Origin of the sequence: Stackebrandtia soli (genome assembly GCF_965137155.1) — a bacterium.
GTDB lineage: Bacteria > Actinomycetota > Actinomycetes > Mycobacteriales > Micromonosporaceae > Stackebrandtia > Stackebrandtia soli.
The window spans coordinates 1-25,380 of the sequence record NZ_CBCRZX010000061.1; the positions used below are offsets into that span (position 1 = coordinate 1).

26 protein-coding genes, 3 pseudogenes and 2 riboswitches are annotated in these 25,380 nt (G+C 67.9%); of the genes and pseudogenes, 22 read left to right on the plus strand and 7 right to left on the minus strand.

Going from position 1 to position 25,380, the window contains the following annotated elements:
* Nucleotides 1–142 precede the first annotated feature (142 nt).
* The 19 genes and pseudogenes from ACM9NP_RS22125 (at nucleotide 143) to ACM9NP_RS22215 (ending at nucleotide 17,133) form a co-directional block, all read left to right on the plus strand.
* The gene (locus tag ACM9NP_RS22125) at nucleotides 143–1,270 is read left to right on the plus strand and encodes a GAF domain-containing sensor histidine kinase (RefSeq protein ID WP_415648690.1); all 1,128 of its coding nucleotides are present in this window, start codon (nucleotides 143–145) and stop codon (nucleotides 1,268–1,270) included.
* Nucleotides 1,263–1,889 (plus strand): response regulator, encoded by a 627-nt coding sequence (locus ACM9NP_RS22130; protein ID WP_415648691.1) that lies wholly within the window; start codon nucleotides 1,263–1,265, stop codon nucleotides 1,887–1,889. Before ACM9NP_RS22125 ends, ACM9NP_RS22130 begins: the two co-directional genes overlap by 8 nt.
* Before the next feature lie 19 nt (nucleotides 1,890–1,908).
* Nucleotides 1,909–3,048 carry an NAD(P)/FAD-dependent oxidoreductase gene (locus ACM9NP_RS22135; RefSeq protein WP_415648692.1) on the plus strand — a complete coding sequence of 380 codons (1,140 nt, stop codon included), beginning with the start codon at nucleotides 1,909–1,911 and terminating at the stop codon, nucleotides 3,046–3,048.
* 2 nt (nucleotides 3,049–3,050) lie between these two features.
* Entirely contained in the window at nucleotides 3,051–3,281 is a 231-nt protein-coding gene (locus tag ACM9NP_RS22140; RefSeq protein ID WP_415648693.1) for a 2Fe-2S iron-sulfur cluster-binding protein, read from the plus strand.
* Nucleotides 3,278–4,606 (plus strand): FAD-dependent oxidoreductase, encoded by a 1,329-nt coding sequence (locus tag ACM9NP_RS22145; RefSeq protein WP_415648694.1) that lies wholly within the window; start codon nucleotides 3,278–3,280, stop codon nucleotides 4,604–4,606. Before ACM9NP_RS22140 ends, ACM9NP_RS22145 begins: the two co-directional genes overlap by 4 nt.
* 37 nt (nucleotides 4,607–4,643) lie before the next feature.
* Nucleotides 4,644–5,504, plus strand: coding sequence for a dihydrodipicolinate synthase family protein (locus ACM9NP_RS22150; protein ID WP_415648715.1), 861 nt, complete (start codon nucleotides 4,644–4,646; stop codon nucleotides 5,502–5,504).
* A gap of 14 nt (nucleotides 5,505–5,518) precedes the next feature.
* Complete coding sequence (locus ACM9NP_RS22155; protein ID WP_415648695.1) at nucleotides 5,519–6,520, plus strand: proline racemase family protein; 1,002 nt, start codon at nucleotides 5,519–5,521, stop codon at nucleotides 6,518–6,520.
* 27 nt (nucleotides 6,521–6,547) lie between these two features.
* Nucleotides 6,548–7,225, plus strand: coding sequence for a GntR family transcriptional regulator (locus ACM9NP_RS22160; RefSeq protein ID WP_415648696.1), 678 nt, complete (start codon nucleotides 6,548–6,550; stop codon nucleotides 7,223–7,225).
* A gap of 148 nt (nucleotides 7,226–7,373) precedes the next feature.
* The gene (locus ACM9NP_RS22165) at nucleotides 7,374–7,982 is read left to right on the plus strand and encodes a CDP-alcohol phosphatidyltransferase family protein (protein WP_415648697.1); all 609 of its coding nucleotides are present in this window, start codon (nucleotides 7,374–7,376) and stop codon (nucleotides 7,980–7,982) included.
* A complete protein-coding gene (locus ACM9NP_RS22170) occupies nucleotides 7,979–8,785 on the plus strand; it encodes a DUF881 domain-containing protein (RefSeq protein ID WP_415648699.1) in 807 nt (268 codons plus the stop codon). The genes ACM9NP_RS22165 and ACM9NP_RS22170 overlap by 4 nt, the downstream gene beginning before the upstream one ends.
* 1 nt (nucleotide 8,786) lies before the next feature.
* Nucleotides 8,787–9,119, plus strand: a complete 333-nt coding sequence (locus ACM9NP_RS22175; protein WP_415648700.1) for a small basic family protein — start codon at nucleotides 8,787–8,789, stop codon at nucleotides 9,117–9,119.
* 1 nt (nucleotide 9,120) lies between these two features.
* The gene (locus ACM9NP_RS22180) at nucleotides 9,121–9,948 is read left to right on the plus strand and encodes a DUF881 domain-containing protein (protein WP_415648701.1); all 828 of its coding nucleotides are present in this window, start codon (nucleotides 9,121–9,123) and stop codon (nucleotides 9,946–9,948) included.
* 13 nt (nucleotides 9,949–9,961) lie between these two features.
* Nucleotides 9,962–10,339, plus strand: a complete 378-nt coding sequence (gene gcvH, locus ACM9NP_RS22185) for a glycine cleavage system protein GcvH (RefSeq protein ID WP_415648702.1) — start codon at nucleotides 9,962–9,964, stop codon at nucleotides 10,337–10,339.
* A gap of 54 nt (nucleotides 10,340–10,393) precedes the next feature.
* A complete protein-coding gene (locus ACM9NP_RS22190; protein ID WP_415648703.1) occupies nucleotides 10,394–10,825 on the plus strand; it encodes an FHA domain-containing protein in 432 nt (143 codons plus the stop codon).
* 113 nt (nucleotides 10,826–10,938) lie between these two features.
* Nucleotides 10,939–11,403, plus strand: a complete 465-nt coding sequence (locus ACM9NP_RS22195; protein ID WP_415648704.1) for a bifunctional nuclease family protein — start codon at nucleotides 10,939–10,941, stop codon at nucleotides 11,401–11,403.
* 128 nt (nucleotides 11,404–11,531) lie between these two features.
* Nucleotides 11,532–12,041, plus strand: a complete 510-nt coding sequence (locus tag ACM9NP_RS22200) for a MerR family transcriptional regulator (RefSeq protein WP_415648705.1) — start codon at nucleotides 11,532–11,534, stop codon at nucleotides 12,039–12,041.
* 114 nt (nucleotides 12,042–12,155) lie between these two features.
* Nucleotides 12,156–12,271: riboswitch (glycine riboswitch) on the plus strand.
* Nucleotides 12,272–12,363: riboswitch (glycine riboswitch) on the plus strand. It begins immediately after the preceding riboswitch.
* Nucleotides 12,364–12,410: 47 nt separating this feature from the next.
* A partial coding sequence (gcvPA, locus tag ACM9NP_RS22205; protein ID WP_415648706.1) for an aminomethyl-transferring glycine dehydrogenase subunit GcvPA occupies nucleotides 12,411–14,239 on the plus strand: 1,829 nt, incomplete at its 3' end.
* A 1-nt stretch (nucleotide 14,240) separates the two neighbouring features.
* Nucleotides 14,241–15,245, plus strand: a pseudogene (locus tag ACM9NP_RS22210) (glycine dehydrogenase (aminomethyl-transferring)); the annotation flags it as partial.
* A gap of 73 nt (nucleotides 15,246–15,318) precedes the next feature.
* Nucleotides 15,319–17,133 carry a substrate-binding domain-containing protein gene (locus tag ACM9NP_RS22215; RefSeq protein ID WP_415648707.1) on the plus strand — a complete coding sequence of 605 codons (1,815 nt, stop codon included), beginning with the start codon at nucleotides 15,319–15,321 and terminating at the stop codon, nucleotides 17,131–17,133.
* A gap of 67 nt (nucleotides 17,134–17,200) precedes the next feature.
* Here ACM9NP_RS22215 and ACM9NP_RS22220 read toward each other — a convergent pair whose 3' ends face one another.
* The gene (locus ACM9NP_RS22220) at nucleotides 17,201–17,395 is read right to left on the minus strand and encodes a DUF5999 family protein (RefSeq protein WP_415648708.1); all 195 of its coding nucleotides are present in this window, start codon (nucleotides 17,393–17,395) and stop codon (nucleotides 17,201–17,203) included.
* A 167-nt stretch (nucleotides 17,396–17,562) separates the two neighbouring features.
* Here ACM9NP_RS22220 and ACM9NP_RS22225 point away from each other — a divergent pair, with 167 nt between their 5' ends.
* The gene (locus ACM9NP_RS22225; RefSeq protein ID WP_415648709.1) at nucleotides 17,563–18,732 is read left to right on the plus strand and encodes a chorismate-binding protein; all 1,170 of its coding nucleotides are present in this window, start codon (nucleotides 17,563–17,565) and stop codon (nucleotides 18,730–18,732) included.
* A 25-nt stretch (nucleotides 18,733–18,757) separates the two neighbouring features.
* Here the strand turns inward: ACM9NP_RS22225 and ACM9NP_RS22230 are convergent, their stop codons facing one another.
* Nucleotides 18,758–18,943: a hypothetical protein gene (locus ACM9NP_RS22230; RefSeq protein WP_415648717.1), complete on the minus strand. Its 186-nt coding sequence runs from the start codon at nucleotides 18,941–18,943 to the stop codon at nucleotides 18,758–18,760.
* A 221-nt stretch (nucleotides 18,944–19,164) separates the two neighbouring features.
* Nucleotides 19,165–19,293, minus strand: a pseudogene (locus ACM9NP_RS22235) (helix-turn-helix transcriptional regulator); the annotation flags it as partial.
* A gap of 63 nt (nucleotides 19,294–19,356) precedes the next feature.
* On the opposite strand from ACM9NP_RS22235, the gene ACM9NP_RS22240 reads away from it, so the two are divergent.
* On the plus strand, nucleotides 19,357–19,902 hold the full coding sequence (locus ACM9NP_RS22240; RefSeq protein ID WP_415648710.1) for a DinB family protein: 546 nt from the start codon (nucleotides 19,357–19,359) through the stop codon (nucleotides 19,900–19,902).
* A 139-nt stretch (nucleotides 19,903–20,041) separates the two neighbouring features.
* Here ACM9NP_RS22240 and ACM9NP_RS22245 read toward each other — a convergent pair whose 3' ends face one another.
* Nucleotides 20,042–20,656 (minus strand): TetR/AcrR family transcriptional regulator, encoded by a 615-nt coding sequence (locus ACM9NP_RS22245; protein ID WP_415648711.1) that lies wholly within the window; start codon nucleotides 20,654–20,656, stop codon nucleotides 20,042–20,044.
* Nucleotides 20,657–20,770: 114 nt separating this feature from the next.
* Here ACM9NP_RS22245 and ACM9NP_RS22250 point away from each other — a divergent pair, with 114 nt between their 5' ends.
* On the plus strand, nucleotides 20,771–21,796 hold the full coding sequence (locus ACM9NP_RS22250; RefSeq protein WP_415648712.1) for a hypothetical protein: 1,026 nt from the start codon (nucleotides 20,771–20,773) through the stop codon (nucleotides 21,794–21,796).
* Between the two features lie 222 nt (nucleotides 21,797–22,018).
* Here ACM9NP_RS22250 and ACM9NP_RS22255 read toward each other — a convergent pair whose 3' ends face one another.
* The 3 genes and pseudogenes from ACM9NP_RS22255 to ACM9NP_RS22265 form a co-directional block, all read right to left on the minus strand.
* Entirely contained in the window at nucleotides 22,019–23,500 is a 1,482-nt protein-coding gene (locus ACM9NP_RS22255; protein ID WP_415648716.1) for a S1 RNA-binding domain-containing protein, read from the minus strand.
* A 76-nt stretch (nucleotides 23,501–23,576) separates the two neighbouring features.
* Nucleotides 23,577–23,702, minus strand: a pseudogene (locus ACM9NP_RS22260) (amidase family protein); the annotation flags it as partial.
* A gap of 574 nt (nucleotides 23,703–24,276) precedes the next feature.
* On the minus strand, nucleotides 24,277–25,380 hold a 1,104-nt coding region (locus ACM9NP_RS22265; protein ID WP_415648713.1), incomplete at its 5' end, for an alanine racemase.

Below are 25,380 nucleotides of genomic sequence, written 5' to 3' on the forward strand. Positions count from 1 at the left end.
GGTTGGTTAAANNTCCCGCTTGGTTGGGCAAATGGTGAAAACACGCCTNATTTCGNNATTTGCCCAACCAAGCGACACATTTGCCCAACCAAGCGGAATGGATGGTCGGGAGGGGCGGGACACACGCTTTAGGCTGGCGAACATGGATGAGCGGGAACGCTCCGACGAGGTACTTCGAGCCGTCAGCAGCGCGGTGCAGGCGGTCACCAGCCACCTGTCGGTCGCGGAGGTGCTGTCGGTGATCGTGCGCTCGGCGCGTCGTCTCGCCGGCGCGCGATACGCGGCGCTCGGCATACCCGATGACTCGGGCGGCTTCGCGGAGTTCATCGCCGACGGGGTCTCGCCGAAGCAGTGGGACGCGATCGGGCCGCTCCCGCGTCAACACGGGATGCTGGCGGCGATGCTCGACGTGGGCGACGTCGTCCGGTTGTCCGACGTGCGTGCCGATCCACGTTTCGAATGGTGGCCCAAGGCCCACCCCGTTCTCGCGGGCTTCCTCGGCGTGCCGATCCGCGACGGCGACGCCGTCGTCGGCATCATCTTCGTCGCCAACACCCCCGGCCACGGCGAGTTCAGCGCGGACGACGAACGCGTCCTGACGCTGTTCGCCGCCCACGCCGCGATCGCGATGGCCAACGCGACCCTGCACGAACGCAGCATGCGACTGTCGGTCGTGGAGGAACGGACGCGTCTGGCGCGCGAGCTGCACGACGCGGTCTCCCAGAAACTGTTCTCCCTGCGGCTGACCGCCCGCGCCGCCGCGTCGCTCGTCCAGGTCGATCCGAGGGGCGCGCTCGATCAGCTTGACCAGGTCGAGCGTCTCGCCGCCGATGCCGCCGCCGAGTTGCGATCGGTGATCGTGGAGCTGCGACCGGCCGAGCTGGAACTGCACGGACTCGCCGCGACGATCCGCGCGCACGTCGAATTGGTGGGGCGGCTGCATTCCATCCGTACCGAGGTCGAGGCGACCGACGACCCGGCCGTCGACGCGGCCTCCGAAGTGGAGGTGCTGCGGATGGTCCAGGAGGCGGTGCACAACGCCGTGCGGCACGCCCGACCCTCGCTGATCACGGTCTCGCTCGGCCGTTGCGGCGACGAGGTGGTCGTGGTCGTGACCGATGACGGCGCGGGGTTCGACGCGACGGAGGCGGGCAGTCGAGGGCTCGGGCTCCAGACGATGCGCGAACGCGCGGAGGCGCTCGGCGGGCGCCTGTCCATCGAGTCGGGGCCGGAAGGGTCGACCGTGCGCGTCGTGATCGCCGGTGCGTGAACCGATCCGCGTCGTCCTCGTCGACGACCATCCGGTGGTGCGCGGCGGCCTGCGGGCGTTCCTGTCGGTGCAACCGGACATGACGGTGGTGGGCGAGACGGACGACGCCGCCGAGTCGGTCGCGTTCGTCGAGGCCGGTGCCGACGTCGTACTGCTCGACCTGAAGATGCCGAAACAGGACGGCGTCGAGGTGCTGCGAGCGCTGCGCGCGGCCAGCGACACCGTGAAGGTGATCGTGTTGACGTCCGTGAGCGACCCGGCCCGCGTCCGGTCGGCGATGGCGGCGGGCGCGGCCGGCTTCCTGTACAAGGACATCGATCCCGACGGGCTCGCGCAAGCCGTCCGATCCGTTCACGACGGTCAGATCCTGTTCGCTCCGGAGGCGGCCGCGGCGATGGTGGCGCCCGCGGCACCGCGCGCCCTGTTGACGGCGCGGGAACGCCAGGTACTGGATCTGTTGGCGACGGGGCTGACGAATCGGCAGATCGCCGCGAGACTGTCGGTTACCGAGAAGACTGTCAAGACGCACGTGTCGGCGGTGTTCCGCAAGCTGGGGGTGGCCGACCGGACTCAGGCGGCGTTGTACGCGGTGTCCCAGGGCTGGACCACGCCCCAATAACATGTGACATACTACTGTCGTGAGTTCGCGGAGATATGGCATAGACGTGCTGATCATCGGTGCCGGCGTCATCGGCGCCGCGGTCGCGCATTACGCCGCCCGCGCGGGCCTGCGGGTGTGCGTTCTCGAATCGGGCGGCGTCGCCGGTGGCAGCACCGGCGCGGGCGAGGGCAACCTCCTCGTCTCCGACAAGACCCCCGGCCCCGAGCTCGATCTCGCGTTGTGGAGCGCCCGACTCTGGCGCGACCTCGCGGACTCCCTCGGTCCGCGAATCGAATACGAGGCCAAGGGCGGCCTCGTGGCGGCCCGGGACGATGCCGCGTTGGCCCGGCTCACCCGCCTCGCCGAATCCCAGTCGCTCGCCGGGGTGCACGTCCACGTCGTCGACGACTGCGTCGACGTCGAACCCAACATCCATCCGGGTCTCGCCGGAGGCGTGTACTACGCGCAGGACGCGCAGCTGATGCCCGCGGTGGCAGCCGCCGCGCTGTTGGCGACCCCCGGCGTCGATCTGCACACCGGGGTCACCGTCACCGAGGCCATAACATCCCACAGTGGACGTATCATCGGCGTGGTCACGAACCACGGCCACTACTCGTGCGGCACCGTCGTCAACGCGGCCGGAGCCCGGGCGGGGGACCTCTCCGCCGTCCTCGGGGCGCCCATTCCCGTCGGGCCGCGCCGCGGCGTCGTCCTGGTGACGGCCGCCGCCCCGCCGTTGGTCCGGCACAAGGTCTACACCGCCGACTATGTGGACGACGTGGCCGCCGACGACGGCGCGTTCCACACCTCGCCGGTCGTGGAGGGCACGCCGTCCGGCCCGATCCTCATCGGCGCCAGCCGCGAACGGGTCGGCTTCGACAACGCCGTGTCGGCGTCGGCCATGCGTCGGCTCGCCGCCGGGGCCGTCGCGCTCTTCCCGGTGCTCGCGGACGTCCCGGTGATCCGGGCCTACTGCGGGTTCCGGCCCTACAGTCCCGATCATCTGCCCGTCATCGGCCAGGACTACCGGGTGCCGGGCCTGTGGCACGCGACGGGCCACGAGGGCGCCGGTGTCGGGCTGGCCCCGGCGACCGGCGCGGGCCTCGTCGCGGCGATCACCGGTGGGGACGCCGACGTCGACCTGACCCCGTTCTCTCCACAACGATTCGAAGGATGACGATGAGCCCGACTTTCACGGTGAACGGCGAACTCGTCGAGTTCACGCCGGGCCGCAGCATCGCCGCCGCCGCGATCGCGGCGGGGCATCCGCGTTTCGCGGGCGCCGGCGTCTTCTGCGGCATCGGCGTCTGCTTCGACTGCCGCGTCACGCTCAACGACGTCCCGGGGGTACGGGCCTGTCTGGTCCCCGCCGCTCCGGGTGACGTCGTGACGAAGGAGGCGACGGCATGACCTACGACGTCGTCGTCATCGGCGCGGGCCCCGCCGGTCTGGCCGCCGCCACGACCGCCGCCCGACACGGCGCGCGGGTAGCGCTGCTCGACGACGCGGAACGCCCCGGCGGCCAGTACTTCCGCCATCGGGACGGGGGAGAACCGGCCCACGGAGCCCGCGAGTACGCGAAACTCCACAAGCGCCTCAACGCGGTCGATCGCCTCAACGGTCACCGAGTGTGGATGATCGAATCAGGACACCCGTTCACGGTCCACGCCCTGCGCGGCCACCGTGACCCGACCCCGGTGTCGCTCAGAGCCACGACGCTCATCCTCGCCACCGGCGCGCACGACCGCGTCCTGCCGTTCCCCGGCTGGACACTGCCCGGTGTCTACACCGCCGGAGCGGCCCAGAGCCTGCTCACCGGCCAGGACGTCCTCATCGACGGCCCCGTCGTCGTCGCCGGAACGGGCCCGTTCCTGCTGCCCGTCGCGACCGGCCTCGCGAGCGCCAGCGGTGACGTCCTCGGCGTCTACGAGGCGAACCGGCCGGGCCGTGACCTGGTCCGCCTGCTCGGCGCCCCGTCCCGCGCGGCCGAGAGCGGCGGGTACGCCGCGGCACTCGCTCGCCACCGCATCGGCTATCACCTCGGACAAACGGTGGTCGCCGCGCACGGCACCGAGCGCCTCGAAGCCGTCACGATCGCCACCGTCGACGCCGATTGGCGAATCAAACCCGGATCAGCGAAGCGCGTGCCGTGCGCGTCCCTGGCGATCGGGCACGGTTTCACCCCGCGACTCGACCTCGCCCTCACTCTCGGCGTCGACGTGACGCCCGGCCCCGACGGGACACCGGTCGTCGCCGTGTCGGCGACGCAGCGCACCTCCATGCCCGGCGTCTACGCGGTCGGGGAGGTCTGTGGCGTCGGAGGGGCCCGACTCAGCCTCGCCGAAGGCGCGCTGGCCGGGTATGCCGTCACGGGCACACGGCCACCGGGGCGACTGCTCACTCGCCGCGCGGCCCTGCGCCGCTTCGCCCAACGACTCGCCGCGGCGTTCCCAGTCGGCGACGGCTGGCCGGGCTGGCTCGACGAGGACACGATCGTGTGCCGGTGCGAATCGGTGCCCGTCGAGCGGATCACCGCCGCGCTCGCCCTCGGCGCGACCGACACCCGCACCGTCAAGTTGCTGTCGCGCGCCGGAATGGGGCCCTGCCAGGGCCGCGTCTGCGGTGCGGCGGTGGCGCGACTCGCCGGCCTGGCTCCGTCCGCAACGCCTCCGCGTCGCCTTATCGCACAACCGATTCGGCTCGGCGATCTCGCCACCGACCCCACCGAACACTAAGGAGATAACCGTGCGCACCACCCCATGGCGCGGCGTCATGGTCGCCACCGCCCTGCCCTTCACCGCCGACGGCGGCGTCGACTTCGACGCCTATGCCGAGCACGTCGCCTGGCTCGTCGAGTCCGGTTGCGACGGCGTCGTTCCCAACGGATCGCTGGGGGAGTACCAGACTCTCACCGAGGCCGAACGCGACCGGGTGCTCGCCGTCGCCGTCGAGGCCGTGGGCGCGGACCGAGTCATGCCCGGCGTCGCGGCCTACGGAGCCGAGGAGGCCCGTCGTCTCACCGACCGTGCCGCCGCGCACGGCTGCGGCGCCGTCATGCTGTTGCCGCCCAACGCCTACCGCGCCGACGTGGAGTCCGTTGTGGACCACTATCGTCGCGTGTCGGCGTCCGGCGTCCCGATCGTCGCGTACAACAACCCCATTGACACCAAAGTGGACTTGACGCCGGAACTGCTCGGACGGCTCCACGGCGACGGCCTCATCGTGGCCGTCAAGGAGTTCAGCGGCGACGTACGGCGCGCCTGGCAGATCGCCGAAGCCGCACCCGGTCTGGACCTGCTGGTCGGTTCCGACGACGTGCTCGTCGAGATGCTCCTGGCGGGCGCCGTCGGCTGGGTCGCCGGCTACCCCAACGCCCTCCCCGACGCCTGCGTCACGTTGTACCGCGCGGCCCTCGACGGCGATCTCGACCGCGCGCTCCCGCTCTATCGGACCCTGCATCCGTTGCTGCGCTGGGACTCCCGCGTCCAGTTCGTGCAGGCCATCAAGCTCTCGATGGACCTCGCGGGACGCACCGGAGGCGCCTGCCGCCCGCCCCGCCTGCCCCTCGACGTCGCAGCCGACGCCGATGTCCGGCGGCACACCGAGCGAGCCTTGTCGGCCGGGCTTCGGTAAGGGACGGTGTGATCATGCGCAGCCGCCAGGTCTTCCACGCCGTCGACTCCCACACCGAGGGCATGCCCACCCGCGTCATCACCGGCGGCGTCCCACCTCTGCCTGGCGCCACCATGGCCGAGCGTCGCGTTCGCTTCCTCGCCGAATCCGATCACCTTCGGACCCTGTTGATGACGGAACCGCGCGGACACGCGGCGATGAGCGGCGCGATCCTGCAGGCCCCGACCCGCGACGACGCCGATTGGGGCGTCCTGTTCATCGAGGTGTCGGGCTGCCTGCCGATGTGCGGCCACGGGACGATCGGCGTCGCGACCGTTCTCGTCGAGACCGGGATGGTGCCGGTGACCGAACCGGAGACCATCATCCGGCTCGACACCCCCGCGGGTCTCGTCACGGCGTCGGTCGCGGTGAACGACGGAGCCGCCGAGTCGGTCACCATACGCAACGTCGCGTCGTTCGCCCACCGCCTCGACGCCCACGTCGACGTTCCCGGATACGGCCGGGTCGCCTACGACCTCGCCTACGGCGGCAACTTCTACGCCTTCGTCGACACGGCGTCCCTCGGCATCCCTTTCGACCGGTCTCACCGCGACGACCTGATGGCGGCGGGAATGACGATCATGCGCGCCATCGACGAGACCGATCCTCCTCGGCACCCCACCGACGACGACATCCGCGGCCTTCACCACGTCGCCCTCCTCGCCCCGGGCGCCGACGAGCACGTCTCGCCGCACGCGATGGTGATCCACCCCGGCTGGTTCGATCGTTCCCCTTGCGGGACGGGCACATCGGCTCGGATGGCGCAATTGCACGCCCAGGGCAGGCTGGGGCTGGGTCAGGAGTTCATCAGCGAGTCGTTCATCGGGACCCGGTTCCGAGGGCGACTCATCGAGGAGACGACGATCGGGGGCGTCCCAGCGGTCGTCCCGACCGTCACCGGTCGCGCCTGGATCACCGGCACCGCCCAGTACCTGCTCGACCCGAGCGACCCATTCCCGACCGGCTTCACCCTCTGACCACCACTTTCACGAAAGGCCACGGCAATGACCGCGACCGTTCCCGATCTGCCCGCGTTCAGCCGCAGACCCTCCCTACGTGAGATCGTCACCAAGGAACTCCGCGCGGCTCTCGTCACCGGCAAACTCACACCGGGCGCCGTCTACTCCGCCCCCGCCTTGGCCGTCCAGTTCGGAGTGTCCGCGACGCCGGTGCGCGAGGCCATGCTCGACCTCGCCAAGGAGAAACTCGTCGAACCGGTCCGCAACAAGGGTTTCCGGGTCGTTCGCTTGGACGAGAAGGCCCTCGACGACTGCGTCAACCTACGGCTTCTCATTGAGCCCGTGACCATGGCGCAGGTCGCCGCCACCGCCCCCATCGAGGAGATGGAGGCATGGCGAAGCGTCGCCGTCGAGATCGTCGACGCAGCACGCGCCGGCGACGTCACCGCCTACATCGACGCCGACCTGAGGTTCCACCTCGGACTGCTCGCCCTCGCGGGCAACAGCCTGCTCGTCGACACCGTGCGGGACCTCCGGCACCGCTCCCGCCTTCTGGGCGTTCCCCGACTCGCCCGCGCCCGCGCCCTGGAACCGTCCGCGCTCGAACACCTCGAACTCCTCGACGTCATGGTCGCCCGCGACGCCGACGCGACCCGAGCGCTCACGGAACGCCACCTCGGTCACGTACGCGGTATCTGGGCCGAACACGGCGAACACGACTGATCTCAGTCGCGCGACGATCCCGGCACGCGTACTGGTTGCGACGCCGGTCACGGCTAGAATTTGCACGACCGGGTGGCCCGACATCCGGTCGATCAAGGGGGAATCTGACGCGCGCCTCCTTGTCCCCTCAAGTCCGGTAGGAGGCACAGTGAACGAGCATTCCGGTGACACGCCGATCCCGTGGCGGGTGTGGACGGTGCCCAATCTCGTCACGATGCTGCGATTGGTCGGCATCCCCGTCTTCTGCTGGCTCCTGCTGGTCGCCGACGAGTACGTCGCGGGCGCGATCGTGCTCGCCGTCGGTGGCGGCACCGACTTCGTCGACGGCTACCTCGCGCGTCGGCTCGGCCAGGAGAGCCGTTTCGGGCGCCTCATCGACCCTCTCGTGGACCGTCTGTACATCCTCGTCGCCGTCGCCGCGTTGACGCTGGAAGGACTGCTGCCGTGGCAGTTCACCGCCGCCCTCCTCGCCCGAGAAGCCGTCATGTTCGTCACCTTGCTGCTGCTGCGGTGGCGCGGCTACCCACCGCTGTCGGTCCACTATGTTGGTAAGACGGCGACGTTCATCGTGTTCATGTCGTTCCCGGCGCTCGTCCTGGCCGGTTTGCCGATCGACCCACCGATGTGGGCGCAACCGCTGGGTTGGGCGCTGGCGTGGTGGGGCATCGTCCTCTACTGGCTCTCGGCCGCGCTGTACGTCGGTCAGGCCGTGTGGATGACGCGTCCCGGACAGCGAGGAGAAATGGTGGCACAGTGACCGACACGGGGGGAAACGAACGGGACGACCGGTTGCGGGGGATCGGTCTTCCGGCGGTCGACCTGCTCGGCCAGTTCTGGAGCGAGCCGCTCGATTACACGGGCACCCCGGCGCGTCGCTCGCCGCGGCGCACCATGGTGGCACGTATTCTCGCCGCAGCCATCTGCCTCATCATTGGACTGCTGTTGACGACCGCCTACCGTCAGACCGCCGCCGCCGAACCGGCGGTACTTCAGGCGCGCGCCGAACTCCGCGCCGACATCGACGCCCAGCGCGAGCAGAACGCCGAGATGGAGGCGCTCGTCAGCCAACTCCGCGCCGATGTGCTGGGCCGCAGGGACGCGCTCCTCGGGGAGGCGGATCAGGTAGCCGAGCTGCACGCGGGGGAGGCCATGGCGGGCTTCCGCGAAGTCACGGGGGACGGCGCGGTCGTCACGATCGCCGCGGGCGATGGATCGCAGGGACGCGTCTACGACCGCGACCTCCAGCTCGTCGTCAATACACTGTGGGCATACGGGGCGGAGGCGGTCAGCGTCGACGGTCAACGCATCACGGCGACCACCGCGATAAGACAGGCGGGCGGCTCGATCCTCGTCGACTTCGTGCCAGTGTCCAGCCCGTATCGGATCGAGGCGATCGGTCCGAGCGACCTCGCCGACCGATTCGACGCCTCCACGGTCGCCGACACCCTGCGCAGCCTCGCACAACACGGGGTGAGCCTGTCCACGGAGGCACAGGACGCCCTGCGCCTGGAGGCGGCGCGAGAACCGCAACTCGGTTACGCCACGGTGGAGGAGGACTGACGTGATCGCGGTCGCCGCGCTCGTCCTCGGGGTCGTTCTCGGTGTCGTCATCGACATCGACATTCCGATCGCGCTTCAGCCCTACCTGCCGATCGCGGTGATCGCGGCGCTCGACGCCCTGTTCGGCGGGGTGCGCGCCCACTTCGACCACCGTTTCGACGACCGGCAGTTCACGGTCTCGTTCATCTCGAACGTCCTGATCGCGGCGGTCATCGTCTATCTCGGCGACCAACTCGGCGTCGGCAGTCAACTGTCGACCGGGGTCGTCGTGGTCCTCGGCATCCGCATCTTCTCGAACGCCGCAGCGATTCGACGTCACCTGTTTGGGGCCTGACATGACCAGAGAAGACGGACCCGACCGGGCGTCCGCGGACCAGCCGGAGGACGAACCCGTCGACGTCCCGGACGAGGACGACTCCGCGAAGACCTCGGCAGACACGGACACCGGCGACGAGCCGGAAGCGGAGTCACCCCGACGCGGCCGCGGCGTGAGCGTGTTGACGGCACTGCTCGTCGGCATCCTCGGCTTCGCGATCGCCGTCCAGACGACGCGTACGGACACGAGCGACCTAGACAGCGCGCGAACGGAGGACCTCGCGCGGATCCTGGCGGACCTGGACGCGCAGCGGACGCGTCTGACGGCCGAGATAGCGCAGCTGGAGACCGACCGTGACGAGCTCGCCAGCGGCTCCGAGGGCCAAGACGCCGCGTTGGAGCGGGCGCGTGAGCTCGCCGACAGCGTCGGCATCCTCGCCGGGACGCTCCCGGCCACCGGCCCGGGTCTCGTCCTCACCTTCGAGGCGGGCGACGAACCCATCCGGGCCGCCGTCATCCTCGACGCGGTTCAGGAGCTTCGCGGCGCCGGAGCCGAGGCGATGTCCATCACCGGCGGCAACGGACGCACCGTTCGAATCGTCGCATCGACATACTTCGGGGAGAGCGGCGGCAACCTCCTCGTCGACGGCGTGACCTTGACGGCGTCGCAGCGGTTGACCGTCATCGGCGACCCCGACACGATGTCAACCGCGCTAGAGATTCCCGGTGGGGTGGCGGACACGGTGCAAAAGGACGGCGGTACGGTCATGGTGCGAGAACCGGGGACCGTCGACATCACCACTGTGGTGGAGCCGTCCGACCCCGAGTACGCCGAGCCAGTCAACTGAGAAGGGATCGCCCGTGACTCCGAAGCACCTGCGTTACACGTCCGAGCACGAGTGGATCTCCGAACCGGAGAACGGCGTTGTTCGGGTGGGTATCACCGATTATGCGCAGCAGTCACTCGGCGACATCGTGTTCGTCCAACTTCCCGAGGCCGGAAAGAAGGTCTCGGCGGGGGATGTCATTGGCGAGGTCGAGTCGACCAAGAGCGTGTCCGACATCTTCGCTCCCCTGTCGGGGACGGTGGCGAACCGCAACGGCGAACTCGACGAGAATCCCGAGCAGGTCAACACGGAGCCGTACGGCGACGGTTGGATGTTCGAGATCGAGCCCGACGACGTCGCCGATGTGGCGGGGTTGCTCGATGCCGAGGCATACGACAAACTGACTAAGTAACACCTTGAACACAAGGCAAGTCCCGAATCTGTATCGAGTTATTGAGGTGGTCCGATGACGCGCCCCGGCGACGAGTTCCCTCCACTCGACGTTACGTCGACTATGAACCTTGGCGCTCTTGATGAGGCGCTCGAGGCCGGCCCGGAGGTCAACGCGGGCACGATCGCGGAGTCTCTCCCTCCGGGTACCGCCCTGCTGGTGGTGCGCCGCGGCCCCAACTCCGGCGCCCGCTTCCTCCTCGACCTCGACGTCACGACGTCGGGTCGACACCCCGACAGTGACATCTTCCTCGACGATGTCACGGTCTCCCGCCGTCACGCCGAGTTCCATCGAGAAGGCTCCATGTTCACCGTTCGTGATGTTGGTAGCCTCAACGGCACCTATGTCAACCGGGAACGGGTCGAGACGGCGACGCTCGGCAACGGCGACGAAGTGCAGATCGGCAAGTTCCGGCTCGTATTCATCGCCGGTCCGCACGCTCGCTGACGCCCCTGGCGCCGTGCGCAAGGCCGTACCCTCGCGCCGCTGCGGCGTGTACGGTCGACACAACAGGCATTGACCGAAGGTGCACAACGCGAGTGGCGAGAAGAGGCGGGCCAGTGCGCGAGCTGAGGGTTGTCGGTGTGCGGGTGGAACTACCCACCAACCAACCGATCGTGCTGCTGAAGGAGATCGGTGGGGAGCGATTCCTGCCGATCTGGATCGGCGCCGTCGAGGCGACCGCGATCGCCTACGAACAGCAGGGCATCACGCCCGACCGGCCCTTGACCCATGACCTCATGCGTGACGTCCTCACCGCCCTCGACATCGAGCTGGTCGCGGTGGAGATCAACGACATCCGGGACACGATCTTCTTCGCGGATCTCGTGTTCGCGTCCGACGTGCGAGTCTCGGCTCGCCCGTCGGACGCGATCGCTCTGGCATTGCGCACCGGAGCGACCGTTCGGTGCACCGAGGAAGTCCTCGCCGCGTCCGGGATCACCATGTCGGAGGCCTCCGATGACGAGGTCGAGAAGTTCCGCGAGTTCCTCGACAACGTGACGCCCGAAGATTTCGCCGAATAGCCGTTTTCCCCTTCCCGCGAGACGAAAACAGTATCGACCTGGCACCACGAAAGATATAAAGTCAAAAGCATCGAAGAACGTTATCGTTCATTGTGGCTCGACTGGTGGGATGTGGGAGGACGGCGGCGATGATGGCGTACAACAGCGAAGAAGTCGTTGGCTACCGTGGCCCCATCGCGTGCGCCGCCGCGGGCATCACCTACCGTCAGCTCGACTATTGGGCACGCACCGGTCTCGTCACCCCGAGCGTCCGCCCGGCGGGCGGTTCGGGCACCCAACGCCTGTATTCATTTCGAGACATCGTCGTTCTCAAAGTCGTGAAGCGTCTACTCGACGCCGGAGTCTCCCTCCAGAACATTCGCAAGGCCGTCGCGACACTGCGCGCCCACGGCGTTCACGACCTCGCCGAGATCACCTTGATCTCCGACGGCGCCACGGTCTACGAATGTCGTTCGACCGAAGAGGTCGTCGACCTCCTCCAAGGCGGCCAGGGAGTGTTCGGGATAGCGCTCGCCGGTGCTGTCAAGGAGATCGAAGGCTCCGTGACCATGCTTCCTGGCGAACGTCCCGCCGTGGCCAGCAACACCATCAGCGTCGATGAGCTGGCGGCCCGCCGCGCTCGGCGCGCCGCCAGCTGAGGCGTCCGGGGAGCCGCGCGATCGCGGACGGCAGACTGTCGACGCGAGGCCGCACCGGGTAGGGTGGGCGGCGACAAACGCTTGACGGGTCGGGGGGCGTTCCCACCGGCCCCGCAAACCCGCGCGGGAGAGCCCGCGCGACGGACCCCGGTTCGCCGAGGCCCGTCGTCGGCGCCGAAGGAGCAACTCCTCCCCGGAACCTCTCAGGCAGCAAGGACCGCGCGGATTGGCACCTCTGGAAAGTAGACGGTTCGCCGTCTCACCGACGGGGCAAGCCGCCGACGGCGGTGAAACTCTCAGGGCCGCAGACAGAGGGGGAGGACCCGAGCGCGGGGTACCCGCGTCCACCGGTGAGTCCTTGGAGAGCCCATGCGTCAGCAACCCGATTCCTTCGCCCCGTTCGTGCGCCGCCACATCGGCCCGGGCCCAGACGAGCAGCAGACGATGTTGCGACGCATCGGCTATCACAGCCTCGAGGAGTTGCTGGAAGCCGCGATCCCGGACTCGATCCGACTGCGCGACGGATTGAATCTCCCGCCCGCCGTGAGCGAGGAGGAGGCCACGAGGCAACTGGCGGCGATCGCCGACGCCAACCAGCCCATGCGACAGATGATCGGCATGGGCTACTACGGGACGCACACCCCCGCCGTGATCCGGCGCAACGTCTTCGAGAGTCCGGCCTGGTACACCGCGTACACGCCGTACCAGCCCGAGATCAGCCAGGGCCGGTTGGAAGCGCTCATCAACTTCCAGACCATGGTCGCCGACTTGACGGGACTGCCCGTCGCGGGCGCGTCCCTGCTCGACGAGGCCACCGCCGCCGCCGAGGCGATGACCCTGACCCGCCGCGCGGGCAAGTCCCGTTCGAACGTCTTCGTCGTCGACGCCGACGTCTTCCCGCAGACCCTCTCGGTACTCAAGACCCGTGCCGAACCGCTCGGCATCGAACTCGTCGTCACCCCCTGCGACAGCCCCGACGACCTCCCCGCCGAGTTCTTCGGCGTCCTCCTCCAGAACCCGGGCGCGTCGGGACGCCTCCGCGACCACACGGACGTCATCGCCGCCGCCCACGACCGCGGAGCGCTCGCCGCCGTCGCCTGCGACCTGCTGTCATTGGCGCTGCTTGCGTCTCCCGGCACGATGGGCGCCGACGTCGCTGTCGGTTCCGCGCAGCGTTTCGGTGTCCCGCTGGGGTTCGGCGGTCCGCACGCCGGCTTCATGTCCGTCCGTAAGGGACTGGAGCGGTCGATGCCAGGTCGGCTCGTCGGCGTGTCCAAGGACGCCGTGGGACGGCCCGCGTACCGCCTCGCGCTGCAAACCCGGGAACAGCACATTCGTCGCGAACGCGCCACCAGCAACATCTGTACCGCGCAGGTCCTGCTCGCGGTGATGGCGTCGTGTTACGCGGTCTACCACGGCCCGGAGGGCATTCGCGGGATCGCCGAACACGCCCACGGCCAGGCCGCGCGGCTCGCCGAAGCGCTTCGCGCCGCGTCCATCGGCATCGCCCACGACTCGTTCTTCGACACCGTCGTCGCCGTCGTTCCCGGCCGCGCCGAGGAGGTCGTCGCCGACGCCGCCACTCGCGGCGTCAACCTTCGTTCGGTCGACGAGGACCACGTCGGCGTCGCCTGCGACGAGACCACGACCGACGCCGATCTCACCCAGGTCCTGCTCGCCTTCGGCGTCGACGCCGCGCTGCCTGCGGAGGGCGACACGCCTCGGCTCGCCACCGCCAGAACCGACGACTACCTGACTCACGAGGTCTTCTCTGCGCACCGCTCCGAGACCTCGATGCTGCGCTACCTGCGTCGTCTCGCCGACGTCGACTACGCGCTCGACCGAGGAATGATCCCCCTCGGATCGTGCACCATGAAGCTCAACGCGACTTCTCAGATGGAGCCGGTGAGCTGGCCCGAGTTCGCCGACATCCACCCGTACGCCCCGGCCGACCAGTCCCGCGGCTACGCCCGCATGATCACCGACCTGGAGTCGTGGCTGGCCGAGGTCACGGGCTATGACGCGGTGAGCCTGCAACCCAACGCCGGTTCGCAGGGGGAGTTCGCCGGCCTGCTGGCGATTCGCGCGTGGCACGTCGATCGGGGAGACACCCACCGCGACGTCTGCCTCATCCCGTCGAGCGCCCATGGCACGAACGCGGCGTCGGCCGTGATGGCGGGGATGCGCGTCGTCGTCGTNGCTTGCGACGACGAGGGCAACATCGACATGGGCGACCTCAACGCCAAGATCGACGCGAACGCGGACGCGCTCGCCGCGATCATGGTGACGTACCCGTCGACCCACGGCGTCTACGAATCGGACATCGTCGATCTGTGCGAGCGGGTGCACGACGCGGGCGGGCAGGTGTACGTCGACGGCGCCAACCTCAACGCGCTGCTCGGTTTCGCCAAGCCCGGCAAGTTCGGCGCGGACGTGTCGCACCTGAACCTGCACAAGACCTTCTGCATTCCGCACGGCGGTGGAGGTCCCGGTATCGGGCCGGTCGCGGTGCGCGCGCACCTCGCGAAGTACCTGCCGGGGCATCCGTTGCACGCCGACGGTGGGGTCGGGCCGGTCGCGGCCGCGCCGCAGGGCTCCGCAGGGATCCTGCCGATTCCGTGGATGTACCTGCGGTTGATGGGGCCGGACGGCTTGACCGAGGCGACTGCGACGGCGGTGCTGGCGGCCAACTACGTCGCGGCGCGCCTGTCCGACAGCTACCCGGTTCTCTACAGCGGCAACAAGGGCCTGGTGGCGCACGAGTGCATCCTGGACCTGCGCGGCCTGACGAAGGACTCCGGCGTCAGCGTCGATGACGTCGCCAAGCGGCTCATCGACTACGGCTTCCACGCGCCGACGATGTCCTTCCCCGTCGCGGGGACGCTGATGGTCGAGCCGACCGAGAGCGAGAACCTGGACGAGCTGGATCGCTTCTGCGACGCGATGATCGCGATCCGCGCGGAGATCGATCAGGTCTCCGGCGGTGTCTGGCCCGTCGACGACAACCCGTTGGCGAACGCCCCGCACACGGCGGAGTCGGTGACCTCGGACGACTGGTCGCACCCGTACCCGCGCAGCGTCGCGGCCTTCCCGGCCGGGCACGTCACGGACAAGTACTGGCCGCCGGTCCGTCGCATCGACGGTGCTTGGGGTGACCGGAATCTGGCCTGCGCGTGCCCTCCGCCGGAGGCGTTTTCGAGCTGAACGGAGCTGCGCCGGGCCGTCCCGGGCGTGAGGCTAGACTGGGCCGGTCCCACACCATCCCAGGAGATCGAACATGGCACGCGGTCACAACAAACCGGGCGTTAAATCGCATCGGCGTGGCCGCCGTCGAAAAGAGCGGGCGAAACTGCCCGTCGCGCCGTGGATCGTCGTATCGACGGTCGTCACGCTCGTTCTGTCCAGCCTCACCTTCGGCTACCTGTGGTTGTTGACCTCCGGGTGCAGCGGTGACACCGCGGAAGCGGTCGTCATGGTGCCGCAGCGCCTGGAGGAACCGCTCAACGAGATCGCCCAGAACTGGTCCGACACCGAGCCGCAAGTCGACGGACGTTGCGTCGGTGTGTCCATTAAGGCCAATTCCTCGGCGGAGATCATGGCGAAGCTGTCCAGAACCTGGGACACCCGTTCCGACGGCGAGCAACCGCACGTGTGGATCGCCGAGTCGCAGGTGTGGCTGCGGATGGCCGCCAGCTCCGAGCGCGGTTCCCGGGTGATCCCGGAATACACGCCGCTGATGGCCTCGACGCCCACCGTCATCGCGATGCCGGAACCGATGGCCGACGCGCTCGGCTGGAAGCAGGGACAGGAACCGGTCGACCTCGAACCGAGCTGGCAGAACCTCATCACGATCGCCAGCGAGAAGACCTGGGCCGACTACGACCACCCCGAGTGGGGCGACATCAAGCTCGGTCTGAGCAACCCTCGTGAGAGCACCGCCGACCTGCACGCCCTCATCGGTCTCCTCGACGGCGACAGCGATGGTCAGATCAGTTCGGACGAGCTCAAGGACACCGCGAAGCTGAAGGAGTCGATCAGCGTCGACGCCGCGAACACGACGAAGCTGCTCGGGGATCTGCTCGGGGCCGACACCGAGGACAAGGCGTTGTCCTACGTCTCCGCCTTCCCGGCTCTCGAGCGTGACGTCTTCGGATACAACAACAACCAGCAGCGCCCCAACGTCCCGTTGGAGGCCGTTTACCCGGCCGACGGCACCACCGACGCGGACTACCCGATCGCGGTCCTGGAGAACGTCGAGTGGACCGACGCGTTGCACCAGGAGATCGGGCACCTCTTCGCCGAGTATCTGCGTGAGGAGCCGAGCCAGGCGGTGCTCGCGGAACGGGCCTACCGGGACAGTCGTCAGCGCGTCGGTACCGACGTCATCAACGACGCGGTCGGGTTGACCCCGCAGATCGAGGCGCCGCCGCGCGCCCCGGCCGATCCGGTTTCGGTGACGAACACGCTGGGCACGTGGCAGGCGCTCAACCGCAAGACCAACGTTCTCGTCGTCGTCGATAATTCCGAGGGAATGGGCGTGGCCGAACCTGACGGGTCCACGCGTCTCGACATCGTCCGTAACGCCCTGGGCAATGCCCTCGGCATGTTCGGTGGTCAGTCCACCGTGGGCGTGTGGAAGTTCTCCGCGTCCTGGGACGGCGGGCCCGATTACACCGAGCTGGCGTCACTGGCCGAGTTCGACGACTCCCACAAGGGCAACGTCGACAACGCCTTGGCGAACATGTATCCCGAGGGCGGTCGCGGTCTGTACGACACGGCTGTTTCGGCGTACCAGCACATGCAGGACAACTATCAGGAGGACGCCAAGAACCTCATCCTGCTGATCGCGGGAGGTGGCAACGACGACCCGAACGGTCTGTCCCTCGAACAGGCGACGGCGGAGTTGCGGGAGTTGGCGGGCACGGATCGTGCCGTGAACCCGCCGACGATCGTCGCGATCGGATACGGCGACGACGTCGACGATGAGGCGCTGGGCGAGATCACGCGGGCGACCCAGGGGCAGTACTTCCCGGCCAAGTGGTCGGACGAGATCGACATGCAGCTGCTGAACGCCCTGTTCATAGCGTCGTGACGACGGTTCGGCGAGGAGCCGTCGTCAGAGGTCGGGTAGCCCATCCGGGCGGAGGGGCTCTCAGTCGCTAGGCGGCGTGCAGCGCGGGGCCGCGGTGGGGGGCGATGACGCTCCCGTCGGGCAGGATCTCACCGGTGTCGTCGAACACGACGACTCCGTTGCACAGTAGACTCCACCCTTGCTCCGGGTGCGCGGCCACCGTCTTGGCGGCCTCACGGTCCTTGGCCTCAGCCGTCGGACAGCGTGGTTGATGCAGACACATCCTTGTCTCCGAATTTTCGTTGATCGCACTGTTCAATGTGTGCTTCTTCACACCCAATAGTCCGCCACAGTAGCGGGCCCTAGATGTCATTGTCGCAACAGTTAAGGCACGAAACCGGTAGTCGACGCCTGATCACGCTCACCCCCGACGAAAGTTCAACCAAACGTATGACCCCCGTCTCATTCGGTATCCCACCTGGGGTACCGCCCGAGTGCCGTGACCGTCGCGTCGAGATCGCCCGCCTGGAATGGCGTATCGGCGATCCGGGCGACCCCGCGGCCATCGTCGACGACTTCTGTCGTGATCTCGGCATGCCCGTCGAGGAACTGTCGAAACCGCTCACCCACACCGCCACCGTAGGGGAGCTGTGCGGAGTCGCGGTCCTCATCTCGGCGGCCGCGGGTTCCGCGATGATCGGCGGCGCCCTCGGTCGTCCGAGCCCTGTGGGCCGTGTTCCCGATGTCGTACTCGTTGCATACGCCCATACCAACACCGCCTCGACGACCGTTATGCCCGATTCAAGGCCGATTGTCGGACCGTGGACGGCGAGCTGGACTTCGACTGAGCACGCCGCGGCCGTGTCGGCGGTGCGCGAGGCGATCGGTCGAGGCGACGTCTACCAGGCGAACGTCGTCGGCCATCAGAGCGCGCCGACGATCGGCGACCCGAACGCGATCGCCGCGGCCGTCGCCTCGCTCGAACCGACGACGTACTCTGGCGGCCTCGGCGGCGACGGCTGGCTCGTCGCGTCGGCGTCCCCCGAATGCCTGGTCTCCCTCGACCTTGGGCGGGTCACCACCCGTCCGATCAAGGGCACCGCACCCGCGACCGCCGAGGGCGCCGAGTTCCTGCGTTCATCGGTCAAGGAGCGCGCCGAGCACGTCATGATCGTCGACCTCGAGCGCAACGACCTCGCGCACGTCGCCGTCCCCGGCAGCATCTCGGTCCCCGAACTGTTCGCGCTGCGGCGATGGTGCGGTCTCTGGCAGGCGGAATCGACGATCGAGGCCGAGGTACGGCCGGGAACTCGCCTGTCCGACCTCCTGCGCGCGGTGTGCCCTCCCGGTTCCGTCACCGGCACCCCGAAGCTCGCGGCTCTCGACCACATCGCCGCGCTCGAGCCGGTGGGGCGAGGCCCCGCGATGGGGGCACTGGGTTATCTGACGGTCGCGGGGCTGGTGTTGGGGCTGACGATCCGGACGGTGGCCGTCGCCGACGATCGGGTCCACCTGTGGACCGGCGGTGGGATCACGTGGAGGAGTGAACCCACGGCGGAGGTCGCCGAGGCCGCCGCGAAGGCGGCCCCGATCAAGGCGATTCTGGCGTCACAGGGCTGATGAGGGTTGCCGCCGGGGGACCGGTTCAGCTCGCGTCCTCGCGTCCGGCCGCGCGCAGGAGACGACTTCCGAGGAAACGGGCGGCGTCCCGGAGCTCGCGTGGCGCGATGATCCGGAAGTACGCCCTGATCCCGGCGAGCTGCTCGATGTACCAGTGGGGTTCGTCCGTCGTTCCGACGAGACGGGTGCGGTCGGCGTCGATCGTCTCCACCCGGGTTTCGTGGTGTCCAGCGGGCGACCTCCTCTGCGGGGGCGTCGATGTGGATCTCGACGTCGTATCGCCGGCCTTCGGCTAAGTGTTCCTCGATCATCCGGACCGGATCGAGTTCGACCGGAGGGCGACGGCGGCAGGCGCAGCCCGCGTCCGACGGGGTAACCGCCGTACGGGCCACGGACCGATTCGATGGGCGGACCGGTCTCGCGCAGGATCGCGACATGTCTGCGGGCGGCCCGATCCGTGATGCCGAGCTTCCGGGCCGACCGTTCGGCGGTGATGCCCGGCGCGTTCTGGATCAGTTCGAGTGCCAGTAGTCCCCGAGCGGTCGGGCTCGCGTCGTTCATGCTCGGCAAGCCGCTCCAGATTCCGGAAGTGAATCGTCCGGAATGAACCGTAGCCTGCACGGCATGAGTGAGAACGATGTGATGCGGTTCGAGCCGCCGCTGGCCGGCAACGAGATCGAGGCCGTCCTCGGGTCGCTGGAGCGCCTGCGCGCGACCTTCGCGTGGAAGTGTGGCGGCCTGGACGCCGACAGCATGAATCGGACGGTCGGCGCGTCGACGATGACCCTGGGCGGCCTGGTCAAGCACCTCGCCGCCGTCGAGTCCATCCACTTCAGCCGGGTCTTCGACACGAGGCCGGGCATGCCGTGGGAGGCCGTCGATTGGGACGCCGATCCGGACTGGCCGTGGCACTCGGCCGTCGGCGACACCCCCGAGGAGCTCATGACGCTGTGGCTGGAGGCCACCGATCGTTCGCGTGGCGTCGTCGCCAAGGCCCTCGTCGAGGGTGGCATGGACCTGCTGAGCGTGCCTCGAGGTCCGAGCGGTGCCTCGGTCAACCTGCGGCGCGTCCTGATGGACCTGGTCGAGGAGTACGGCCGACACGTCGGTCACGCCGATCTCATCCGTGAGTCCGTCGACGGTTTGGTGGGGGAGGACCCACCGGGCTGACAACCGGGAGACGGGGCGGTCATGACGTCCGGGTTGGCCGCCCCCACCGCCGGTGGTCCAGGTGCGTTCGTCTTCTCGGGATGGCAAGGCGGACAACGGAAGTGGGACCTCGAAAGCCGAGGTGGCCAGGTGATCCGGTTCAGGCGGGGGCACGCCGACGGATCAGCGGCAGGTACACCTCGTCGACGATGTCGACGAGGACGTCGTCGGGTGCGGTCGGAACCCCGCGCACGACGAATTCGTTGCGCAGCAGGACTATGGCGACGGTGGCGACGCGGGGATGCAGCGCTTCGGGGGCGGCCTCGCCGCGTGCGATGGCGCGTCCCAGGATCGTCAGCCATGGGGCGGCCGCCGCCTCGCTCGACTGGTCCGGCAATTGCGCGAGGAGTTCGGACGCCCCACCCGCGGCGGAGATCAGCTCGTGCAGGAGTGCTCCGAGGGGGGAACTCCAGTGGCGATTGGCCCGGCGCAGGAGTTCGAGGACGTCTGCGCGCAGTTCGCCGGTGTCCGGCGGTTGGGCGGTGGTGGCCAGTCGTCGATACGCCGCGATACCGAGTGCGAGGCGGTTGGGCCACCGGCGATAGATCGCGTTCTTGTTGGTGCCGGCGCGGGTGGCGACCTTGTCCATTGTCAGACCGGCGTATCCCGATTCGGTGATCTCGTCGACGGCCGCGCTCAGGATCGCCTCTTCCAGGACGACGCCGCGCCGACGAGTCCGTCCGGAAGTCGGCGGCGGGTGTGGATTCTCCGTCATGTCCCTTTCCCTGGTCGACACCGATCGTACCGTTCGAGCCCTACTGGCGCGAGCGACGCCGACAAGTTAGGGTACTTCAAGTACCGTAAGCCCTTCGGCGGAAAGAGCCGCGCCATGCGATCCAAAGGCATCAGCTACGACACCGGATTCGTCCTCAACGGAACGAACTCCCGACGACACCTCGACCTGGACGTCGTCCAACGCGAACTTCGCGTCATCCGCGACGACCTGCACTGCACCGCCATCCGAGTCATGGGCGGCGACCCCGAACGCATCGAACTCGTCGCCCAGTACGCCGCCGACCTCGGCCTGGAAGTCTGGTTCTCCCCGTACCCCCTCGAACTCACCACCGACGAGATGCTGCGGCTCTTCGCCGACTGCGCCGAGCGCGCGGAACGTCTTCGCAGGAGCGGAGCCGCCGTCGTGTTCGTCACGGGCGCCGAACTGAGCCTGATGAGTCGAGGATTCCTCCCCGGCGACAGCACCGCCGAGCGCGTCGCGCTCCTCACCCGACCGGACGGACCGCGCGAACAGCTCGGCCAGGTCGGCGCCCGCGTCAACGCCTTCCTCGCCGACGCCGTCGCGGTCGTCCGGGACCACTTCGCTGGGCCGGTCACCTACGCCGCCGTTCCCCTGGACCGCGTCGATTGGGAACCGTTCGACATCGTCTCGATGGACCTGTATCGGTCGGCCGAGGTCGCCGACCAGTTCGCTGACGGCGTCCGAACCCTCGTCGCGCAAGGAAAACCCGTCGCGATCACCGAGTTCGGGTCCGCCGGATACCTGGGGGCGGGAGACAGGGGCGCTCGCGGTCTGGAGATCGTCGAATACGACGAGGACACCGGCGCGCCGATGCGACTGGACGGCGTGTACGCCCGCGACGAGGCCGGCCAAGCCGCGTATCTGCGCGAGCTGTTGGAGACCTTCGACGCCGGAGGTGTCGACAGCGCCTTCGTGTTCACCTTCGCGCTGTACGACCACGTGCACCGTCCCGGCGGCGATCCCCGTGAGGACCTGGACCTGGCCAGTTACGGCATCGTTCGTGTCCTCGACGGCGGTCTCGGAACCACCTACCCCGACATGCCGTGGGAACCGAAGGAGGCGTTCGGGGCGCTCGCCGCCTTCTACGGGAGGGACTGAACTCTCGTGCCGATGACGGTTCTGACATCGCCTTCGACGAGTCACATACGTTGGTGGGGCAGCACGGTCGAACTCGGGCGGACTTCACTGAGGCGGAAGAGAAGCGGTTCGCCCGGACGCGGGCCGATCACAACAACGTTCTTGCAACGGCCTGGTCGAAGCGCGATGTCCTCGCGACGAGGGCCATGGGCACATGGCCCTCGTCGCTCTGCTCCTGCCGAGTCAGGTGTGGCGGCGCTCCTTTGATTCAGCGGCAAGTGTTCTGACATATGACAGTGTGATTCGACGGCGGGTGATGTCGACCTCGAGAATCTTCACGGTGAGTGCGTCACCGGTTTTCAGTCGATCCACATGCTCATCGGCGGGGTCGGTGTTGTGCACCAACCCATCGATGCCGTCGTCGATACGGACGAAGACGCCGAACGGGACGATTTTCGTGACGGTGCCGGTGACGATATGACCGACCTGCGACACGATGTCCGCCATCGGATCCGCCTGTAGGGCCTTCATCGACAGTGAGACCCGATCCCGAACCAGGTCGACGTCGAGGATCTCGGCGGTGATCTCCTGACCGACCGCGACGACGTCAGTGGGGTGGTCGACGTGCCCCCAGGACAATTCAGGAATGTTGATCATCGCGGTGAAGCCGCCGATGTCCACGAACGTGACGCCGAAGTCGGCAATCTCGATCACCGTCCCGGTGACGACTTGGCCCCGGTACAGAGTCCTGAGGATGGTCCAGTGCTCGTCGCTCGGGGTCGGCTCGGTCCTCCAGCGAGCTCGGAGGACACCATCGTTGTCGGGTAGGACGCCGGTGAACAGCGGGTGGCGTTCGGAACTGTACAACGACAGAAGAGCTGCGGCGCGGGCGTCGGTGATCCGAGGAACGAGTTCGGCGAACTGGGTCTCGTCAGCGATGATGCTCGTGATCTGGCCGTCTCGGTCCTCCCAGACGAGCTCGATCAGGGTTTCCTCGGGGAGGTTCGCGATGACAGCGTCAACGTCGGTGAACAGGTCCGGCCAGACGACCAGCCTCGCGCGGGGCGTCAGCCGGGTGCGAATCTCGTCGAGGCGGTGCCATCGAGTGGCATTGTATACGTGGTTCTCCTCGAGGATCGCCGCCTCGCCTGCGGCCACGCACCAGCGCAGCCGGTCCCAGAAAAGGTCGTCGGCGGGTCGCTGGTCGCCTGGTTCGTCGTAGTCGACGTCGTAGGGGGAGCCGTCCCGGCGTTCCGGGAACAGGCCGAGCGCGCGAGTGCGAGCCAGCGCCTCTCCACACGGTCCAGTACTACCAATGTAGACATACTGGTCCCATCCGACATGGATGGTGAACGTGTCGTCCACCTCCAAGCGGCACCACGCACCGTTGTCGCGGAGCATCGCCCGGACCAGTTCCAGCCCGGCGGCGAGCGAGACCCGCGCACCGTCGTGGAAACCGGTGAGGTCGGGCGGGAAGAGCCCGGTCAGTCCATGTCCTTCGACGTTCGGTTCCGCGCCGAAATTGGCGAAGCCAAGAGCGATCTGCGGCTCTCGAACGACCAAGTGGTCGACGTCGACGGCTTCGGCGAAGGCCGCGATCGCCTGTAGGTAGGCGGATTCGACAGGTCCATGGTCGCTCACCGCCTCGACGGCGCCGACATAGCGACCGAGTTCGTCCCGGTCTGCGGGGTCGTACTTGGTGATCTGGTAGACGTATGGGAGCACGTTACTGTCCATCCGAAGTGGGTCGGGCCACGGAGATTCACTGACGTCCCAGAATGGGGTGGGCCGTGGTCGAGATGCGGTCGTGAGTCCAAGCATTGTTGGTGGTGCCGTATATCTCGTTGAAGCTCTGGATGTCGCGCAGCATCAACGGCACATTGGTCTTGCCGAGCACTACCGCGCCGGCGGCCTTGAGTCGGGACACACCCTAATCATCCGATAGCCAATCACTTCGCGACAACAACCGACGGCGTTGGGACAACGTCAAGTCACGTCGGCCATGTCGTGCCCGTAGGTCGACTCGTTTCGTATGACCTGGTCTCACCTTCAGGGTCTCGATGCCTCAGGTCTGTCCATAATGACCACTCTCCGGCCGTTCCCGCGCAGCACCTGCCAGAAGCGAGTCGGGTCCCCGTCGAGGTCGTCTTCGATGTCCCATTTCGGGCAGGGGGTAGGGATGTCGACAAATGCCTGTTTCTCGACACAAGATCGATCACCCGCCGTTTTAGCGTTCAATTCCGGTCCGATCCTCCCCGAGCCCCGGCTGGGATCATCAGTTTCCGGCAGATGTCGTCGACGGCGATGCCCTTGTCGTAGAGAGACCTGACGTTGTGAGACGCCGCCTATGTCGGTGTCTCTGTGGTTATGTTTCCAAAACCCCAGGCAGGCACACATTTTATTGTAAATGTATATCGATCCCGAGGTAATCGCCGTTGGCGGCGGTCGCGAACCCCGCGACCGTCGCGTCTCGATCAATAACGCCCTGACGGGCTCATCTACTACAAGACAATGAATGTCGGGTGTGGATGGTTGAGGAAATCGTGATGGGAGATCGTCCATCCGTATGCCCCGCAACGGTCGAAGACCAGGATGTCTCCGATCCGAAGTCGGTCGACGTGCAGTCCGCGAGCGAGGACGTCGCGCGGCGTGCACAGTTCGCCCGTGACGTCGACGGTCGCGTTGACGAGTTCGGGGCGTGGCCACGGGTACGGCCAGTCCTCGCGTTCGATCACCGTCGCCGGGTGGCTGTAACCCCAGGCGGCTGGGAGTCTGAAGTGGTGTGTCCCGCCGCGGAGGACGGCGAAGGTCCGGTCGTGGGTGTGCTTGATGTCGATGACCTCCGCTGCGTACCAACCGATCTCCGCGGTGAGGTAGCGACCGAGCTCGTACACGACCCGTGGCCCGCTCATGTCGGCTTCGGGCAGGAGGCGACTGAACTCGTCCAAGTCGAAGGCGGCGGCGCCGGTGGGATCGACGCCGATGCCGCCGCCGACGTTGACCGTGTCGAAGGTCAGCCGGTGTTCGTCGGCGATCAGGGCGGCGTAGGCGAGGCTGTCGGCGACGAAAGCCACATGCGCGGCGGCGTCGAGGTTGTTGGACACCGAGTGCAGATGGAGGCCGGTGAGGCGGACGCCGGGTGATTGCGTCGTCAGCGCGATGGCCTGTGACAGTTGGCTTTCGTCGATGCCGAACGGTGTGGGGGTGCCGGTCATCCGGTGGCTGCCGGTGAGAGTGCCGGTGGCGCGGTTGATCCGGAGGGCGATCGGGGCGACGCGGTGGTGGCGACGGGCGATGAGGTCGAGTCTGCGGAGTTCGTGGACGCTTTCGACGTTGATGGTCACCGGCACGTCGGCGGTGACGGCGAGGGAGAGAGCGTTGTCGGTCTTCGCCGGTCCGCCGAAGACGACGCGTCTCGGTTTCGCGGCCAGTGCGTCGGTGAGTTCGCCTTCGGAGGCGACGTCGATGCCGTCGGTGTGCTGGGCGGCGGCGGTGAGGATGTCGGGGTGGGGGTTTGCCTTGAGGGCGTATAGGAGTTCGGTGTGCGGGCCGAGGGCGGCGGCGGTCGTGGTGATACGACGGGTGAGGGCGGTGCGGTCGTAGAC

Excerpts from the sequence above, each read along its gene's own strand:
- ACM9NP_RS22240 (WP_415648710.1), top strand. The coding sequence starts at position 19,357 with ATGAGTGAGAACGATGTGATGCGGTTCGAGCCGCCGCTGGCCGGCAAC.
- ACM9NP_RS22155 (WP_415648695.1), top strand. The coding sequence starts at position 5,519 with ATGCGCAGCCGCCAGGTCTTCCACGCCGTCGACTCCCACACCGAGGGC.
- ACM9NP_RS22245 (WP_415648711.1), bottom strand. The coding sequence starts at position 20,656 with ATGACGGAGAATCCACACCCGCCGCCGACTTCCGGACGGACTCGTCGG.
- ACM9NP_RS22150 (WP_415648715.1), top strand. The coding sequence starts at position 4,644 with ATGGTCGCCACCGCCCTGCCCTTCACCGCCGACGGCGGCGTCGACTTC.
- ACM9NP_RS22160 (WP_415648696.1), top strand. The coding sequence starts at position 6,548 with ATGACCGCGACCGTTCCCGATCTGCCCGCGTTCAGCCGCAGACCCTCC.
- ACM9NP_RS22140 (WP_415648693.1), top strand. The coding sequence starts at position 3,051 with ATGAGCCCGACTTTCACGGTGAACGGCGAACTCGTCGAGTTCACGCCG.
- ACM9NP_RS22190 (WP_415648703.1), top strand. The coding sequence starts at position 10,394 with ATGACGCGCCCCGGCGACGAGTTCCCTCCACTCGACGTTACGTCGACT.
- ACM9NP_RS22225 (WP_415648709.1), top strand. The coding sequence starts at position 17,563 with ATGACCCCCGTCTCATTCGGTATCCCACCTGGGGTACCGCCCGAGTGC.
- ACM9NP_RS22250 (WP_415648712.1), top strand. The coding sequence starts at position 20,771 with ATGCGATCCAAAGGCATCAGCTACGACACCGGATTCGTCCTCAACGGA.
- ACM9NP_RS22145 (WP_415648694.1), top strand. The coding sequence starts at position 3,278 with ATGACCTACGACGTCGTCGTCATCGGCGCGGGCCCCGCCGGTCTGGCC.
- ACM9NP_RS22125 (WP_415648690.1), top strand. The coding sequence starts at position 143 with ATGGATGAGCGGGAACGCTCCGACGAGGTACTTCGAGCCGTCAGCAGC.
- ACM9NP_RS22215 (WP_415648707.1), top strand. The coding sequence starts at position 15,319 with ATGGCACGCGGTCACAACAAACCGGGCGTTAAATCGCATCGGCGTGGC.
- ACM9NP_RS22220 (WP_415648708.1), bottom strand. The coding sequence starts at position 17,395 with ATGTGTCTGCATCAACCACGCTGTCCGACGGCTGAGGCCAAGGACCGT.
- ACM9NP_RS22180 (WP_415648701.1), top strand. The coding sequence starts at position 9,121 with ATGACCAGAGAAGACGGACCCGACCGGGCGTCCGCGGACCAGCCGGAG.
- ACM9NP_RS22200 (WP_415648705.1), top strand. The coding sequence starts at position 11,532 with ATGATGGCGTACAACAGCGAAGAAGTCGTTGGCTACCGTGGCCCCATC.